The following is a 15,937-nucleotide window of genomic DNA, read 5'->3' as shown; positions in this document are numbered from 1 at the left end:
GGAACCGGCTCTGCCGGGCCGCTGGTGTTGCCCCCGGCAGGGGGCTGGCGAAGCGACACGAAGTGCGCGAAGCCTGGGGGCGAGTCATGACTCTGCAACTGATTGGCGCGCCGACCGACATCGGCGCCAGCACCCGGGGCGCCGGCATGGGCCCCGACGCCCTGCGCGTGGCCAACCTGGCAGGCATGCTGGCGCGACTTGGCTTCAACGTCGTCGACCGCGGCAATCTGGCCGGCCCGGCAACCCCCTGGATCGCGCCCGCGGAAGGCTTGCATCATTTGGACGAGGTCGTCGCATGGAACCGCCTGGTCTATGACGCGGTCGACCACGCGCTGGGCGCAAACCACCTGCCCATCCTCCTGGGCGGCGACCACTGCATCGCCGTCGGCTCCATCAGCGCCATCGCATGGCACGCACGCCAGCGCGGGCAGAAGCTGCGCGTGCTGTGGCTCGACGCGCACTCCGACGTCAACACCGAAACGACCAGTCCCAGCGGCAATCTGCACGGTATGCCGGTCTCCTGCCTGCTCGGCCACGGGCCGGCAGCGTTGACGGGATGGAGCGGCGAGCGCGCGGCCTTCGAACACGACGCCATCCGCTTCATCGGCATCCGCAGCGTCGATGCCGACGAGAAATCGGCCATCCGCGCGCTCGGGCTCAATGTGTTCGACATGCGCCACATCGACGAGCACGGCATGCGCACGACGATGACCGAGGCGCTGCAGGACGTCGACGAGGACACGCACCTGCATGTGAGCTTCGACCTCGATTGCCTCGACCCCGACTACGCACCCGGCGTCGGCACCGGCGTGCGTGGCGGGCCGACCTGGCGCGAGATGCAGCTCTGCATGGAAATGATCGCCGACACCGGAAGGCTCGGTTCGCTGGACGTGGTCGAACTGAATCCTGCGCTGGACGTGCGCAACCGCACGGCGGAGGTGGCGGTCGAGTTGATCGAAAGCCTGTTCGGCAAGTCGACCCTGGCGCGCTGACTCAGCCGCTGATCACGTTCAGGATGTTGCCGTCCGGGTCCTTGAACCAGGCGACCTTCATGCCATCCGCAACGTGGATGTCCCCTTCCAGGCGCATGCCCGGCATGTCGTAGTGCTCGAAGCGCACGCCCTTGCCCTTGAGTTCGCCCACGACGTTTTCGATGTCATCGCCCACGGCCCATGTCACGGCGGTCGCCTGGTTGGTGCCGGCATAGGCGGAGCGATAGACGTTCATCGTCGAATTGCCGCTCTGGAAGACGATGACCTCGTCGCCTTCGACATGGACCGGCTTCAGGCCCAGCGTGTCCTCGTAGAACTTCCTGGCCGTCTCGAGATTCTTGACCGCGACGTTCGCGACCGCATCCCTGGTTCCCAGCATGGTGCTTCCTTTCAAAATTCAGGGGGTACAACCTCGCACGGAACCGAGGCGACAGCAGAAGACGAAACGCCGCGTCGGCCATCTGCCCGTCAAATCCCATCGAAGCGTGAACTTTCTCCAGCCGGGAGATCGAGCCCAGGAATTAAAGTCTTAAGTATTCGTTTTTCTGGATTTCGGGGTACTTGAATGAGCATGCGCAAGATTGGATTGCTGGTGGAACAACCCACCGATGGGTCGTTTTACTGGGTGATCCACGAAGACGTACGGCAGGACGGCCGCTACCAATCGCTGCACCGCGCCGAGCGCTCGTTCGCGACCTACTCCGCCGCCCTCGCCCAGGGCTATGGCGTGATGCAGCGCCTGTGCGGGCTGACGGGCCTGCCGGCCTACGCCGCGCGCTCGGTTTCGCTGTAATCCGTCTCGGACACATCCGCGCCAGGGTCCGAGATGGGGCGCAACTTATCGCTGCGGCAGTAGAAAGTCCAGCCCTCGAAGGCCACGTCGTAGTACGTGCCCGGCAGGTAGGTCCCGTCGGGCGCCTCGTAGGGCGCCGACACCACCTCGACGATCCTGCCGACGGCCTGCCGGGTGAGCGGGCTGGCCACGCAACTCGGGACCACGTAGCACAGTGTTCCGATCTTGATCATCCCCGCAGAATCGCACAACCAGGCTCCACATCCAAGGGCAGGCCTCCTACAAGCAAAGCCGCGCTTCGGGTATTCCGCCGTCGGCCTGCCGTCCGTAGATTGACGTTCTCACAGAAAACGACGATGGCAAGCACAGCGAAAGAAGCGGCGGACGAACGGGCAGGACGCGCCAAAGGGCTTCGCGTACTGGTCGTGGAAGACGATCCCGGCGCTCTCGCGGCCACCGTCGAAATGCTCCAGCTGCTCGGCCATTGGGCCGCCGGCGTCGGGAGCGCGGAAACCGCCAAGGACCGCTTCCTGGACGGCGCCTTCGACGTGCTGGTCACCGACATCGGGCTGCCCGCTCTCTCGGGCATGGATCTGGTGGAGAGCCTGCGCGTCCGCAGCAAGCTGGAGGTAATCTTCGCGACCGGGCGGCCGCCGCCGCCCGAGCCGATGGAAGGCACGTTCTGGCTTCAGAAGCCGTTCACAGTCGAGCAACTCGAGTCGGCGCTGGCCCAGGCCAAGAATCGGGCCGGGGCCTGACCCCGCAGGCTCAGCCGCGCGTCGCCGAGAGAGGCACGTCCCGAAGCAACGGGGTTTCGATGGGCGGCTGCGCCGGCAGCACCGGCCGCGCCTCCGTCGGCGTCTCCTCCGCCGCCTCGGGCAGGAAGCGATCGATCAGCGCAAAGAAGCGGTCGTAGAAGCGCTCGTCGGTCAGCGTTTCGCTCGCGACCTTGACCAGGGCTTCATCGCTGGACGAGAACGGCAGCGACAGCGATCCGATCGCACCCACACCCACCGTCGCGGAGTTGTTGACTTTCTTGATGCCATAGCGGTCCTGCAGCGCGCTGGCGAAGGCGATGGTGCTGCGCGGCCCGTTCGGCCCATTGCGCTCCCGCGCGCAGACCACGCGGAATTCCACTTCCACGTGCACCTCGGCGGCCGGCTGGAAGCTCTTGCGGCCGGTGACGAGTTCGTGATTGCCGGCGGTGATCATGTAGCCCTGGCTCAGCAGCGCACGACGGGCGGCCTCGCAGGTCTGAGCCTCGGTCGCGACGTAGGTGCGCGTGTGGGTGGTGGTGGAATCGAACACTTCCGGCTCGTACGAAACGCGACGCGGAGCCGTGCTGCAACCTGCGACGAAAAACGAGAACAGCAGCGCCGCAGCGGCTGCATGAGAAATCGAAAAGCGCATGAGGTGCATGGGAAGACGAGACTCGGAATGCTAGCCGCAAGAGGGCCGGCCGGCGCCCCTTTTGACATGCCGGGCGCTCGCGCGTTCCCTTCACCGCCAACTAGACCACTCAGTCGCCCCAGCGGACCACGCGATGCGCCTTGCCACGCGTGGCTGCGATGCGGCGGGCGTTGGGCTCGTCGGTCTGCTCGACCCATGCCAGCGCGTCCGCGCGGCTACGGCCGAACTGCTCGTGGCGCCGCACGAGCCGGTCCAGGCGGAGCGAGTCCTCCACGTCGACGTACCAGACCTCGTCGAGCAGCGGCGCCGCCCCAGCCCACGGTCCATCGTCGAGCAACAGGTAGTTGCCTTCCGTGATGACCAGTTGCGTCCGGGGCAGCACGGCGATCGCGCCGGCGATCGGCTCTTCGATCTCGCGCCGGAACTCGGGCGCGTAGACGATCTCGTCCGGGCCTTGCTCGCGCAGGCGCCGCAGCAGGGCGACATAGCCCGCGCCGTCGAAGGTGTCGGGCGCACCCTTGCGGCCGGCGCGGCCCAGGCGCTGCAGTTCGACGTTGGCCAGATGAAACCCGTCCATCGGCACCACCTGCGCGCGGCCGGGCAATGCCTGCAGCAAAGCCAGCGCGAGCGTCGATTTGCCTGAACCGGGCGCGCCCACCAGCCCGAGCAGCTTACGCCGCCCGTCGGCCAGCAGGGCTTCGATGCGCGCCAGTTCCGCGGCGGGCACCTCGATCATGGGCGCGTCATGGGTACAGGCCGCGCTCCTGGCGTGCCATCAGGATGCGCTCGCAGGCCACCGCGTAGGTGGCGGTGCGCAGGCTGATCTTGTGCTCGTCGGCCTTGTCCCAGATGTGGTTGAGCGCGTTCATCATGATGCGGTCGAGCCGCACGTTGATCTCGTCTTCGTCCCAGAAGAAGGACGAGAAGTCCTGCACCCATTCGAAGTAGCTCACCGTCACGCCGCCGGCGTTGCAGATCACGTCCGGCACCACCAGCACGCCGCGCTCGGCCAGGATATCGTCGGCGGTCGGCACGGTCGGGCCGTTGGCGCCTTCGAGCACCAGCTTGGCCTTGGTCTTCTGGGCGCGTTCGGCGGTCACCTGCCCTTCCAGGGCGGCGGGGATGAGGATGTCGCAGGCCACGTCCCAGAAGGACTCGTTGTCAATCACGTCGCCGCCCTTGAAGCCGACGACGCCGTCGGTGCGGGAGAGCGGCACCAGCGTCGCGAGGTCGAGCCCCTTGTCGTTGAAGATCGTGCCGGTGTGGTCCTGCACCGCGACGATCTTGGCGCCCGCCTCGGCGAACAGTTCGGCCGCCACCGAGCCCACGTTGCCGAAGCCCTGCACCGCGACCCGCGCGCCGCGCAGGTCGAGCCCGAGGCGACGCGCCGCCTCGCGGCCGGTCACGAACACGCCCCGGCCGGTGGCCTTCACCCGGCCGAGCGAGCCGCCCAGGTGCAGCGGCTTGCCCGTGACAACGCCGGTGGCGGTGCCGCCGACGTTCATCGAGTAGGTGTCCATCATCCACGCCATGATCTGGGCGTTAGTGTTCACGTCGGGCGCCGGGATGTCGCTGTGCGGGCCGATGATGATGCCGATCTCGCTGGTGTAGCGGCGCGTGACTTTCTCGAGCTCCTTCTGCGACAGCTTCTTGGGGTCGACGCGGATGCCGCCCTTGGCCCCGCCGTACGGCAGATTCACCGCCGCGGTCTTGACCGTCATCCAGGCCGACAGCGCCATCACTTCCTCGAGCGTGACGTCCGGGTGAAAGCGCACACCGCCCTTGCCCGGGCCGCGCGAGAGGTTGTGCTGCACGCGGTAGCCCTCGAAGTGGGCGATGGAGCCGTCGTCCATCTCGATCGGCACGTCGACGATCAGCGCGCGCTTGGGGCGCTTGAGCGTTTCGACCCACCGGGCCAGTCCGCCCAGGTAAGGCACGACGCGATCGACTTGCGACAGGTAGGTGCCCCACGGGCTGTTGGCGGTCGGCTGGACGTAGGACAGTACGGAACTCATGGCGATCCCTTGTTGTTGAACGGATAGGCGCGACGATAGTCCTCCGCCGACCGCCGCGCCATGCCTATGCGCGTTGCTTTGGCAGTTATGCGCTAGCGGCAAGCAGCGCTGCGTTGCCGCCGGCGGCGGTGGTGTTGATGGTGAGCGTCTGCTCCGCGCAGAAGCGAAGCAGGTAGTGCGGGCCGCCCGCTTTCGGGCCCGTTCCGCTCAGCCCTTCGCCGCCGAACGGCTGCACGCCGACCACTGCGCCGATGATGTTGCGGTTGACATAGATGTTGCCGACGTGGGCCCGCGCGGCCATCGCCTGGGCGCGGCTGTCGATGCGCGTCTGGATGCCGAGCGTGAGTCCGAAGCCGAGCGCATTGATCCGGTCGATCACCGCCTGGGGTTCGCCCGACCAGCGCACGATGTGGAGCACAGGGCCGAAGATCTCGGAGGTCACGCTGTCGATGGACGGCACTTCGTAGGCATGTGGCGGCACCAGGTTCGGCACCTCCTGCGCCGGCCGCACGGGGGCCACGAGCACCTTGGCTTCCGCATTCAGTCGCTGCAGGTGGCGCTGGATGCCGTCGAAGGCCTCGCGGTCGATCACCGGGCCGACGTCGGTCGCGAGCTGCACCGGGTCGCCGGCGACCAGTTCCTCGGCGGCGCCGCGGATCATCTCGATCACGTCGTCGGCGATGCTCTCGTGGATCAACAGCAGGCGCAGCGCCGAGCAGCGCTGGCCGGCCGAGCGGAAGGCGCTTTGCACCACTGCATCGACCACCTGCTCGGGCAGCGCGCTGGAGTCGACCACCATGGCGTTGATGCCGCCGGTCTCGGCGATCAGCGGCACGATCGGGCCGTCCTTCGCGGCGAGCGCGCGGTGAATGATCTTCGCGACCTGCGTAGACCCGGTGAACACCACCCCCGCCACGCCGGGCGCCGCGACCAGCGCGGCGCCGACGGTTTCGCCCGGGCCGTGCAGCAGTTGCAGCGCATCGGCGGGCACACCCGCGGCATGGAGCAGCTTGATGGCTTCCGACGCCACGGCCGGCGTCTGTTCGGCCGGCTTGGCCAGCACCGTGTTGCCGGTCGCGAGTGCGGCAGCCACCTGGCCCAGGAAGATCGCCAGCGGGAAATTCCACGGGCTGATGCAGACCCAGGGGCCGCGCCCGGTCAGGCGCAGCTCGTTGCTTTCGCCGGTCGGTCCGGGCAGCGCGATCGGCTGCATGATGCGCTCGGCCTCGTCGGCGTAGTAGCGCAGGAAGTCGACCGCCTCGCGAACTTCGGCGACGGCGTCGCCCCAGGTCTTGGCGGCTTCCTTGACCAGCAGCGCGCAGAAGCGCGGAAGGGCGGCGTCGAGCGCGTCGGCGGCGTGGCGCAGCGCGGCGGCGCGTTGCGCGACCGGCGCGCGCGTCCACGAGCGGTAGCTGGCAGCGGAAGCCGCGACGGCATCCGCCGCGTGATTCGCATCGAATTCCGGTACGCCCGGCACGGTGGTGGCGGCCAGGGCGTCGAGCAGCGGCGCGCGCATCGACTCGACCGTCAGGTCGACGCCGTTGCTGTTGCGGCGCGCAGGCGGCGGTCCGTAAAGCTCGTGCGGCAAAGGCAAGGACGCCTCGCGCTCCAGCCACAGCGGGGACACCAGCAATTCATCCATGCCCACCGATTCGTCGCCCAACTGGTTCACGAAGGACGAGTTGGCGCCGTTTTCGAGCAAGCGCCGCACGAGATAGGCGAGCAGGTCCTTGTGCTGGCCGACCGGCGCGTAGATGCGCACCGGGGCATGGGTGCTCTTCATCACTTCGCGATAGACGCCCTCGCCCATCCCATGCAGCCGCTGCAATTCGAACGGTACCTCCCCCGCCATCTGCACGATGGCCGCGATGGTGGCCGCGTTGTGGGTCGCGAACTGCGGGTAGATCGCATCAGGCGCCGCCAGCAGCGCGCGGGCGCAGGCCAGATAGCTCAGATCCGTATGGTGCTTGTGCGTGAACACGGGATAGTGCGGCAGACCCAATTCCTGCGTGCGCTTGATCTCCGCATCCCAGTAGGCGCCCTTCACCAGACGGCACATCAGGCGCAGCTTGTACTTGCGCGCGATTGCCGTGACGTGCTCGATCAGTTCCAGCGCACGCGTCTGGTAGGCCTGCATCGCGAGGCCGAAGCCGCGCCATTGCGGGCGCTCGGCCGCAACCTGCGCCGCGAGGGCTTCGAACACGTCGAGCGACAGTTCGAGCCGGTCGACCTCCTCGGCGTCGATCGTGAGATTGAGGTTCGCGTCGGCCGCCAGCACGCACAGTTGCCACACGCGCGGAACAAGCTCCTGCATCACGCGCTCACGCTGGGCGTCCTCATAGCGGGGATGCAGCGCGCTGAGCTTGATGGAGATGCCGTCGTTGTGCTCGGGCGTGCCGCTGCGGTCGGCGCCCGACGCGATGGACTGGATGGCGTTGACGTAGCTGTCGAGGTAGCGCAGCGCATCCGCGTCGGTTCGCGCACCTTCGCCCAGCATGTCGTAGCTGAAGCGCAGCGCGGCATGCTTGCGGTGCGCCGACCGGGCCTCGCCCATGGCCTCGTCGATGGTCTGGCCCAGCACGAACTGGCGGCCCAGCAACTGCACCGCGCGCAGCGTCGCGGCCACGACCGTGCGGGCGCCCAGCCTCGCCATCAGGCCCGGCTCGGCCTCCGCCTGGCCCACCCCGTCGGAAAGGTGCGGCAGGAACTTCTTCGACAGCGCGATGGCTGAAGAGGAAAGGCGGGACAGCGTTGAATCGGCGCTGCCGTCGAAGTCGGCGCGGCCCAGCTGGTCGGCGGTCAGTGCGATGGCCGTTTCGGCGTCCGGCACCCGCAGCAGCGCCTCGGCCAGTCGCATCAGCGCCAGGCCTTCCGCGCTCGAGATCGGGTACTCGCGCAGAAGGCTTTCCATAGCCCAGAACGGCGGCGGCTTGTCGCGCACGGCGCGCACCCATGGGGATGCGGCGGGCACGACCAGCGCCCAGTCGAGCGCGCCTTTCAACGAGTTGAGGCGGTGCGAAACGATGTCGGCTTCGGGTCGGTAGGGGGAGGGCAGACGCATGGCAAGCAGTCGAGTAGTGAATCGATCGATGCTCCGACTTTCGCCATCGAGTTATTCACCATAAATCGACGCTCAACCGGATAATTCACTATCCATGAACCAAATCCCCTCCGATCTGGACCGCATCGACATGAAAATCCTGAAGGTTCTTCAGGAGGACGGCCGGATTTCCAATCTCAAGCTGGCCGAGACGGTGGCACTCTCACCCACCGCCGTGCTGGCGCGCGTGCAGCGCCTCGCGCGCGACGGCTTCATCCTCGGCTACGAAGCCCGACTGGACCCGCACAAACTCGGGCGCGGCTTCACGGTGTTCGTTGAGGTGCTGCTCGATCGCACCACGCCCAACGTGTTCGACGAATTCAAGGCCGCCGTGCAGGTGCGCGACGAGATCATGGAATGCCACATGGTCGCGGGCGGTTTCGACTACCTGCTCAAGACCCGCATGGCCGACATGGCGGCCTACCGCGACTTCGCGGGCACGGTGCTTTGGCAGCTGCCGGGCGTGCGCGAGACGCGGACCTATGCGGTGATGGAAGAGGTGAAGAGCAGCGCCCGGATTCCGCTGCCTGGCTAGGGCTGCGCCGAACGCTGGCCGAGCAGATAGTCGACGAACACGCGGACCCTCAACGGCACGAAACGCCGGTGCGGATACAGCAGGCTGTGCGGCCGCGAACGGCCGCTGAAGTCCCGCAGCAACTCGACCAGCCGGCCCGTGCGCAAGTCCTCCTCGACCACGAAGCGATAGGCCTGGAACACGCCGGCACCGCAGCGGGCCAGGGTGGCACCGGCGGTGACGTCGTCCGAACATGCATAGCCGCCGGCGGTCTGCAATTCGAGGTCCTGCCCGTCGCGCCGGAACAGCCAGGGAATGGTGCGCCCGCTGCTGGGCAGTTCGAACTGGATGCATTCATGGGCCCGAAGGTCATCGAGGGTCGTGGGCATTCCGTGGCGCAGCAGGTAGTCGGGCGAAGCGACGACAACCAGCGGCGTGTCCTCCAGATGGCGTGCGACCAGCGTCGAGTCGCCCGTCGCACGCGCCCGTATCGCCAGGTCGTAACCCTCTTCCGCGAAGTCGATGTTGCGATTGCTGACGTTGACCTCGACCTTCACCTCCGGAAAACGCTCGCGGAATGCAGGCAGCAGCGGCAGAAGGCGATAGTGGCCATAGGTCGTCGGCGCGCTGATGCGCAACAGGCCGGACGGCGCGACCTGGTGGCCGGTGACTTCGCGCTCGGCTTCGACCAGTTGGTTCAGGGCCTGCCGGCACTGTTCGAAATACATGCGCCCGGCTTCGGTCAGACGCATCTGGCGCGTGGTCCGTGTGAAGAGCCGCACGCCAAGCCGCTGCTCCAGCCGCGAGATCGAACGGCTGACGGCCGCAGGCGTCACCGAAGCAGTCGCCGCCGCGGCCGTGAAGCTGCCTTGCTCGGCGGCGAGGCAGAAAAGTTCGATGCTGCCCAGCATCACATCGTCGAACTGTCGGTTCATGGGGCGTGGGTCCGCCGATTCGGTCTATTCATTACATCATGTACTCATAGATGTTCTTCTTTGCTACTTTAAGCGATGAAAAAACATCAATAAAGTCGATGCAACAGATCCAGCGGCCCGCCCAGCTCTGTCAACCCTCCACTTCAAAGGACTGTTTCCATGACCTCCAACACTTCCAAGGTCGCCGTCATCACAGGCGCCTCCAGCGGCATCGGTGCAGCGCTCGTCAAGGCTTACCGCAAGGCCGGTTTCCGGGTCGTCGCCAACTCGCGCTCGATGGGCGCCAGCGCGGATCCGGACATCCTGGCGATCGCGGGCGACGCCGCGGAGTCCGCAACGGCCGACCGGATCTTCAGCGAGGGCGTGGATCGCTTCGGCCGCATCGACACTCTGGTCAACAACGCCGGGATCTTCACGGCCAAGCCTTTCACCCAGTTCACCGGCGAGGACTGGGCGGCGAACATCGGCACTAACCTGGCCAGCTTCTTCCACATCAGCCAACTGGCTCTGAAGCGGATGGAAGCGCAGGGCTCGGGCCACATCGTCCAGATCACGACGAGCCTCGCCGAGCAGCCGATCAACGGCGTGCCGTCGGTACTCGCGTCCCTGACCAAAGGCGGACTGAACGCCGCCACCAAGTCGCTGGCCATCGAATACGCGTCGCGTGGCATTCGCGTGAATGCGGTCTCTCCCGGCATCATCAAGACGCCGATGCATCCGGCGGAGAACCACGCCATGCTTGGCGGCCTGCATCCGCTGGGCCGAATGGGCGACATCGAGGACATCGTCGATGCCGTGCTGTTTCTCGAGAAGGCTTCATTCGTGACGGGTGAAATCCTGCACGTCGACGGTGGCCAAGCCGCTGGTCACTGGTGAATTCGCAAACCGCAGTGACCCAACATGCCCTACATCAAGATTGAAATCACGCGCGAAGGCGTCACTCAGGACCAGAAGAAGCAGTTGATCGCTGGCGCCACGGAACTGATGGTGCGCGTGCTGGACAAAGACCCGGCCACCACCTTCGTGGTGATCGATGAAGTGGATCTCGACAACTGGGGCGTGGGTGGCCGCACCGTTGCCGAACTGCGCCGCGAACAAGCCGCAGCCCGACGAACCTGAGGGGCTGGCTCGGAGCGAGACGCCAGCGGGGTACCTCGCGCCGCAGCCCCGGCTAGCGCTGGCCGAAGATCGCGGAGCCGATCCGAACCATGGTGCTGCCGGCGGCGACTGCGGCTTCGAGGTCGCCCGACATTCCCAAAGACAGCGTGTCGACCTCGATCCCGGCCGCCCGAATCTGCTCGAACACCGCCCCGGCGAGCAGGAACAGCGCGCGCTGCGCCGCGAAAACCGGAGCCGGTTCAGGGATCGCCATCACCCCGCGCAGCCGCAAACGTGGCAACGCCGCCACAGCGCGCGCCAGGGCCAGCGCTTCCCCGACCGCCACACCCGACTTATTGGCCCCGCCGTCCACATTCACCTGCAGGCACACCTGCAAGGGCGGAAGATCCGCAGGCCGCTGCTCGGCGAGGCGCTCGGCGATCTTGAGTCGATCAATGCTGTGCACCCAGTCGAAATGTTCCGCCACCACACGCGTCTTGTTGCTCTGCAGCGGGCCGATGCAGTGCCATTCGAGCTGGCCGCGCAGATCGGCCAAGGCTTCGATCTTGGCGACGCCTTCCTGCACGTAGTTCTCGCCAAAGGCCTTCTGACCAGCCGCGTGGGCCTCGCGCACGGCCTCGGCTGGAAAGGTCTTCGAAACCGCAAGCAAGTGCACGCTCGCAGGATCGCGTCCGACTGCTGTGCACGCGGTCACGATTCGAGCCTGAACTTGCTGGAGCTTGTCGCCAATCATCGTCATAATCTTCAAAGTCGTATCAAAACGTCACCAAGGAATTGCGTGGACATTACCCAACTGCTCGCTTTCAGCGTCAAGAACAAGGCGTCCGACTTGCATCTGTCGTCCGGCCTTCCACCCATGATCCGGGTGCACGGCGACGTGCGGCGCATCAATGTCGACGCGCTCGACCACAAGGCCGTTCACGCCATGGTGTACGACATCATGAGCGACACGCACCGCAAACATTACGAAGAGTTCCTCGAGGTCGACTTCTCGTTCGAGATCGACGGCTTGGCGCGCTTCCGGGTGAACGCCTTCAACCAGGCGCGTGGCGCTGCGGCGGTGTTTCGGACCATTCCGTCCAAGATCCTGACGCTGGAGCAACTCAACGCGCCCAAGATTTTCGGCGACCTCGCGCTCAAGCCCCGTGGCCTGGTACTCGTGACCGGCCCAACCGGCTCCGGCAAGTCGACCACGCTGGCCGCGATGATCAACTTCCTCAACGAAACCGAGTACGGCCACATCCTGACGGTCGAGGACCCGATCGAGTTCGTGCACGAATCCAAGAAGTGCCTGATCAACCAGCGCGAAGTCGGGCCCATGACGCTTTCCTTCGCCAACGCGCTGCGCTCCGCGCTGCGTGAAGACCCGGACGCGATCCTGGTCGGCGAAATGCGCGACCTCGAAACGATCCGCCTCGCGATGACCGCGGCCGAAACGGGCCACCTCGTGTTCGGCACGCTGCACACCTCGTCGGCCGCCAAGACCATCGACCGGATCATCGACGTCTTCCCCGGCGAAGAGAAGGAAATGATCCGCGCGATGCTGTCGGAGTCGCTCCAGGCCGTGATCTCGCAGACGCTGTGCAAGACCAAGGACGGCCAGGGCCGCGTCGCCGCGCACGAGATCATGCTGGGCACGCCCGCCATCCGGAACCTGATCCGCGAGGGCAAGGTGGCGCAGATGTATTCGTCGATCCAGACCGGCAGTGGCCAGGGTATGCAGACGCTGGACCAGAACCTCACGGACCTCGTGCGCCGCAGTGTCATTTCCTCCGCAGAAGCGCGGGGCAAGGCAAAGATCCCCGAGAATTTCCCTGGCTGACCAGCCCTGAAACCGCCGCACCCGGAGCACCCAAATGGAACGCGATCAAGCCAGTCAGTTCATCAACGACCTGCTGAAGCTCATGGTGAGCCGCAATGGCAGCGACTTGTTCATCACGGCCGAGTTTCCGCCGGCGATCAAGGTCGACGGCAAGGTCACCAAGGTGTCGCAGCAGGCGCTCGGAGCCCAGCACACGCTGGCGCTCACCCGCTCCATCATGAACGACCGCCAGACGGCCGAGTTCGAGCGTACCAAGGAATGCAACTTCGCGATCTCGCCGACCGGCATCGGCCGTTTCCGCGTCAACGCCTTCGTGCAGCAGGGCAAGGTCGGCATGGTGCTGCGGACCATTCCCGCCAAGCTGCCGACCATCGACGGCCTGGGCATGCCGCAGGTCCTCAAGGATGTGGCGATGACCAAGCGCGGCCTCACCATCCTGGTCGGCGCGACCGGCTCGGGCAAGTCGACCACGCTCGCCGCGCTGATCGACTGGCGCAACGAGAACTCCTTCGGCCACATCGTGACGGTGGAAGACCCGGTCGAATTCGTGCACCCGCACAAGAACTGCGTGGTGACGCAACGTGAAGTCGGCATCGACACCGACAGCTGGGAAGCCGCGCTGAAGAACACGCTGCGTCAGGCACCCGACGTGATCCTGATGGGCGAAATCCGCGACCGCGAGACCATGGAGCACGCCGTGGCCTTTGCCGAAACGGGCCACCTGTGCATGGCCACGCTGCACGCCAACAGCGCCAACCAGGCGCTGGACCGGATCATCAACTTCTTCCCCGAAGAGCGCCGCGCACAGCTGCTGATGGACCTGTCGCTGAACCTGCGCTCGCTGGTGTCCCAGCGCCTGATTCCGACCGAAGACGGGCATGGACGCATCGCCGCCGTCGAGATCCTGCTGAACACGCCGCTGATCTCCGACATGATCTTCAAGGGCGAGGTCGGCGAGATCAAGGAGATCATGAAGAAGAGCCGCAACCTCGGCATGCAGACTTTCGACCAGGCGCTGTTCGACCTGTTCGAAGGCAATGCGATCAGCTTCGAGGACGCGATCCGCAATGCCGACTCGGCGAACGACCTTCGCTTGCAGATCAAGCTCAATAGCCAGCGCGCCCGAACGACCGACCTCTCGGCCGGAACCGAGCACTTCGCGATCGTCTAGGGCGCGGCCCATGGGGCGATAAGCTATCGCCCCATGAGCAGCCTCAACCCTAAATCCTACGACTCCATCCCCTCGCAAAAGGTCGCCTTCCTCGGCCTGGGCGTGATGGGCTATCCCATGGCCGGCCACCTCGCGCTGGCTGGCCACGACGTGACGGTCTACAACCGGACCGACGCCAAATCCATCGCCTGGCAGCAGGAATTCAAGCCGCAGGCCAAGGGCACCCTGACCCACTCTGCCACGCCGCGGGGCGCGGCCTCCAATGCGGACATCGTCTTCTGCTGCGTCGGCAACGACGACGATCTTCGTTCGGTCGTGCTCGGCGACAACGGCGCCTTCGCGGGCATGGCCAAGGGATCGGTGTTCGTCGATCACACCACGGCTTCGGCCGACGTGGCGCGTGAACTCTCTAAGGCCGCGATCGAACGCGGCCTGCAGTTCATCGACGCCCCCGTCTCGGGCGGCCAGGCCGGTGCGCAGAACGGCGTGCTGACGGTGATGTGCGGCGGCGACTCGGCCACCTTCGATCGCGTCAAGCCCGTGACGGCCGCCTTCGCGCGCGCCGTCACCCGGGTGGGCGAGAGCGGCGCGGGCCAGCTCGCGAAGATGGTCAACCAGATCGCGATCGCCGGACTGGTGCAAGGCCTCTCCGAAGCCATCGCCTTCGGCCAGCGCGCCGGACTCGACATGAACGAAGTGCTCGGCGTCATCGGCAAGGGCGCAGCGCAGAGCTGGCAGATGGACAACCGCGGCAAGACCATGATCGAAGGCAAATTCGATTTCGGCTTTGCGGTCGACTGGATGCGCAAGGACCTCGGCCTCGTGCTCGACGAAGCCAAGCGCAACGGCGCCCGGCTTCCGGTGACAGCGCTGGTCGACCAGTTCTACGCCGATGTGCAGCAGTCCGGCGGCAATCGCTGGGACACGTCGAGCCTGATCACCCGGCTCAAGTAAAGAAAAGAGGCGCCGCCTCAGCGGACGGGCGACGTCGTCGCACCGCCGGAAGGCGTCGACGGCAGCGGCTCCATCGGCGGCAGCGGCACGCGCGAACTCGAAGCCCCGCCTGTTCCACCTGTTCCACCCTGCGTGGCGCCGCCTTGCGAGGGCTGCTGCTGTGGCTGGCTCTGGATGTTCGCCAGATCCTGCTCGCTGACGATCTCCACCACGCGCACGACCTTCGTCACGCCCGACACGCCACGCGCGATATCGGTGGCGCGATCGGTCTCGCGGCGGGTGGCGATGCCCATCATGTACACCGTGCCCCGCTCGGTCACGACCTTGAACGAATTCGCGAAGACGTCCTTCGCATCGAGCAGCGAGGCCTTCACCTTGCCGCTGATGAAGGTGTCGTTCGAACGATCCTGGAAGCTCGCCGGCGGGCCGACCGTCAGCTCGTTGACGACCGAGCGCACGTTGTCGACGCGGCGGACCACCTCCTCGACCTTGACGCGATCCGCCTCCGTGCCTACCGAGCCCGTCAGCAGGACCTGACGGTTGAAGCTCGTGATGGTGACGTACATGTTGTCGTTGGCGATCTCGCGGATGCGCGCGCCGCCACGCAGTTCGATGCCCTGGTCATCCACCTGCGCGCCGGAGCTGCGGCGGTCCGTCGCCACCATGCCCACGCCAACAGCCGCGGCCCCTCCGACGACCAGCGGAACGCAGGCGGAAAGGCCGGCGACCAATACGGCGCCTGCAGCCAATGCCATCGCGATGCGTTGAGTGGATCTCGTCGTCATAGATAGGACCTTCCAGTGCTTGTGGGTGTGAGATGGATGATGCGCAGGCCGGCCGAGGCATCCCATTCGGAAACCTGTTTGACGTCCTGCTGCTGGATGAGTGGGGTCGGTGCGCAAAAGTTCTGTCCCGGGCTCACGCCGGTCAGTGCCTTGCCAGCTCCCTGTCTCCGATCGCGGCGAGTTTAGCCCAGCGAATTCGAAGGCCCGTTACCGCGTGTCATCGCCCAGCTCCTACACGCAGCCATCAAGGTGCTTCCCTACAATTCGCGCTCGTCGGCGGCTCGCCCACCGGGTGGTGGCGCAGTTGTTGCAGGTCTCGATTCGTGT

18 protein-coding genes are annotated in these 15,937 nt (G+C 66.2%); 9 read left to right on the top strand and 9 right to left on the bottom strand.

What is annotated here, in order from left to right; translation table 11 throughout:
• Positions 1 to 86: 86 nt before the first annotated feature.
• A complete protein-coding gene (rocF, locus tag QTI24_RS15270) occupies positions 87 to 992 on the top strand; it encodes an arginase (protein ID WP_286601535.1) in 906 nt (301 codons plus the stop codon).
• A 1-nt stretch (position 993) separates the two neighbouring features.
• On the opposite strand, the gene QTI24_RS15265 is transcribed toward rocF, so the two are convergent.
• On the bottom strand, positions 994 to 1,371 hold the full coding sequence (locus QTI24_RS15265) for a VOC family protein (RefSeq protein WP_286601534.1): 378 nt from the start codon (positions 1,369 to 1,371) through the stop codon (positions 994 to 996).
• A gap of 186 nt (positions 1,372 to 1,557) precedes the next feature.
• On the opposite strand from QTI24_RS15265, the gene QTI24_RS15260 reads away from it, so the two are divergent.
• Positions 1,558 to 1,785 carry a hypothetical protein gene (locus QTI24_RS15260; protein WP_286601532.1) on the top strand — a complete coding sequence of 76 codons (228 nt, stop codon included), beginning with the start codon at positions 1,558 to 1,560 and terminating at the stop codon, positions 1,783 to 1,785.
• Here the strand turns inward: QTI24_RS15260 and QTI24_RS15255 are convergent.
• On the bottom strand, positions 1,758 to 2,018 hold the full coding sequence (locus QTI24_RS15255; RefSeq protein ID WP_286601531.1) for a hypothetical protein: 261 nt from the start codon (positions 2,016 to 2,018) through the stop codon (positions 1,758 to 1,760). The genes QTI24_RS15260 and QTI24_RS15255 overlap by 28 nt on opposite strands.
• A gap of 123 nt (positions 2,019 to 2,141) precedes the next feature.
• Here QTI24_RS15255 and QTI24_RS15250 point away from each other — a divergent pair, with 123 nt between their 5' ends.
• Positions 2,142 to 2,543: a response regulator gene (locus tag QTI24_RS15250; protein WP_286601530.1), complete on the top strand. Its 402-nt coding sequence runs from the start codon at positions 2,142 to 2,144 to the stop codon at positions 2,541 to 2,543.
• A gap of 10 nt (positions 2,544 to 2,553) precedes the next feature.
• Here QTI24_RS15250 and QTI24_RS15245 read toward each other — a convergent pair whose 3' ends face one another.
• The 4 genes from QTI24_RS15245 to QTI24_RS15230 form a co-directional block, all read right to left on the bottom strand.
• Positions 2,554 to 3,093: a DUF2242 domain-containing protein gene (locus QTI24_RS15245; RefSeq protein ID WP_286601529.1), complete on the bottom strand. Its 540-nt coding sequence runs from the start codon at positions 3,091 to 3,093 to the stop codon at positions 2,554 to 2,556.
• Positions 3,094 to 3,304: 211 nt separating this feature from the next.
• Entirely contained in the window at positions 3,305 to 3,931 is a 627-nt protein-coding gene (locus tag QTI24_RS15240; protein ID WP_286601528.1) for a nucleoside/nucleotide kinase family protein, read from the bottom strand.
• 7 nt (positions 3,932 to 3,938) lie between these two features.
• Positions 3,939 to 5,210 carry a Glu/Leu/Phe/Val family dehydrogenase gene (locus tag QTI24_RS15235; RefSeq protein WP_286601527.1) on the bottom strand — a complete coding sequence of 424 codons (1,272 nt, stop codon included), beginning with the start codon at positions 5,208 to 5,210 and terminating at the stop codon, positions 3,939 to 3,941.
• A gap of 85 nt (positions 5,211 to 5,295) precedes the next feature.
• Complete coding sequence (locus QTI24_RS15230; protein WP_286601524.1) at positions 5,296 to 8,271, bottom strand: L-glutamate gamma-semialdehyde dehydrogenase; 2,976 nt, start codon at positions 8,269 to 8,271, stop codon at positions 5,296 to 5,298.
• A gap of 94 nt (positions 8,272 to 8,365) precedes the next feature.
• On the opposite strand from QTI24_RS15230, the gene QTI24_RS15225 reads away from it, so the two are divergent.
• Complete coding sequence (locus tag QTI24_RS15225) at positions 8,366 to 8,845, top strand: Lrp/AsnC ligand binding domain-containing protein (RefSeq protein WP_286601523.1); 480 nt, start codon at positions 8,366 to 8,368, stop codon at positions 8,843 to 8,845.
• Here QTI24_RS15225 and QTI24_RS15220 read toward each other — a convergent pair.
• Complete coding sequence (locus QTI24_RS15220) at positions 8,842 to 9,759, bottom strand: LysR family transcriptional regulator (protein ID WP_286601522.1); 918 nt, start codon at positions 9,757 to 9,759, stop codon at positions 8,842 to 8,844. The two genes, QTI24_RS15225 and QTI24_RS15220, sit on opposite strands and share 4 nt — an antisense overlap.
• Positions 9,760 to 9,918: 159 nt before the next feature.
• Between QTI24_RS15220 and QTI24_RS15215 the strand changes: the two genes are divergently transcribed.
• Entirely contained in the window at positions 9,919 to 10,635 is a 717-nt protein-coding gene (locus QTI24_RS15215) for an SDR family NAD(P)-dependent oxidoreductase (protein WP_286601520.1), read from the top strand.
• 24 nt (positions 10,636 to 10,659) lie between these two features.
• Entirely contained in the window at positions 10,660 to 10,878 is a 219-nt protein-coding gene (locus QTI24_RS15210; protein WP_286601519.1) for a tautomerase family protein, read from the top strand.
• Positions 10,879 to 10,930: 52 nt separating this feature from the next.
• On the opposite strand, the gene QTI24_RS15205 is transcribed toward QTI24_RS15210, so the two are convergent.
• On the bottom strand, positions 10,931 to 11,617 hold the full coding sequence (locus QTI24_RS15205; RefSeq protein WP_286601518.1) for a YggS family pyridoxal phosphate-dependent enzyme: 687 nt from the start codon (positions 11,615 to 11,617) through the stop codon (positions 10,931 to 10,933).
• Positions 11,618 to 11,656: 39 nt separating this feature from the next.
• Between QTI24_RS15205 and QTI24_RS15200 the strand changes: the two genes are divergently transcribed.
• From QTI24_RS15200 to QTI24_RS15190, 3 genes are read left to right on the top strand one after another with little or no spacing between them, the layout of a single operon-like run.
• Positions 11,657 to 12,700 carry a type IV pilus twitching motility protein PilT gene (locus QTI24_RS15200; RefSeq protein ID WP_286601517.1) on the top strand — a complete coding sequence of 348 codons (1,044 nt, stop codon included), beginning with the start codon at positions 11,657 to 11,659 and terminating at the stop codon, positions 12,698 to 12,700.
• A 34-nt stretch (positions 12,701 to 12,734) separates the two neighbouring features.
• Positions 12,735 to 13,871: a PilT/PilU family type 4a pilus ATPase gene (locus QTI24_RS15195; protein WP_286601516.1), complete on the top strand. Its 1,137-nt coding sequence runs from the start codon at positions 12,735 to 12,737 to the stop codon at positions 13,869 to 13,871.
• A gap of 33 nt (positions 13,872 to 13,904) precedes the next feature.
• Positions 13,905 to 14,825 carry an NAD(P)-dependent oxidoreductase gene (locus QTI24_RS15190; protein WP_286601515.1) on the top strand — a complete coding sequence of 307 codons (921 nt, stop codon included), beginning with the start codon at positions 13,905 to 13,907 and terminating at the stop codon, positions 14,823 to 14,825.
• 17 nt (positions 14,826 to 14,842) lie between these two features.
• On the opposite strand, the gene QTI24_RS15185 is transcribed toward QTI24_RS15190, so the two are convergent.
• A complete protein-coding gene (locus QTI24_RS15185) occupies positions 14,843 to 15,610 on the bottom strand; it encodes a BON domain-containing protein (RefSeq protein WP_286601513.1) in 768 nt (255 codons plus the stop codon).
• Positions 15,611 to 15,937 lie beyond the last annotated feature (327 nt).

This window comes from Variovorax sp. J22P240 (assembly GCF_030316855.1).
In the GTDB taxonomy this organism is placed as follows: domain Bacteria; phylum Pseudomonadota; class Gammaproteobacteria; order Burkholderiales; family Burkholderiaceae_C; genus Variovorax.
This window is presented reverse-complemented; position numbering and strand designations above follow the sequence as displayed.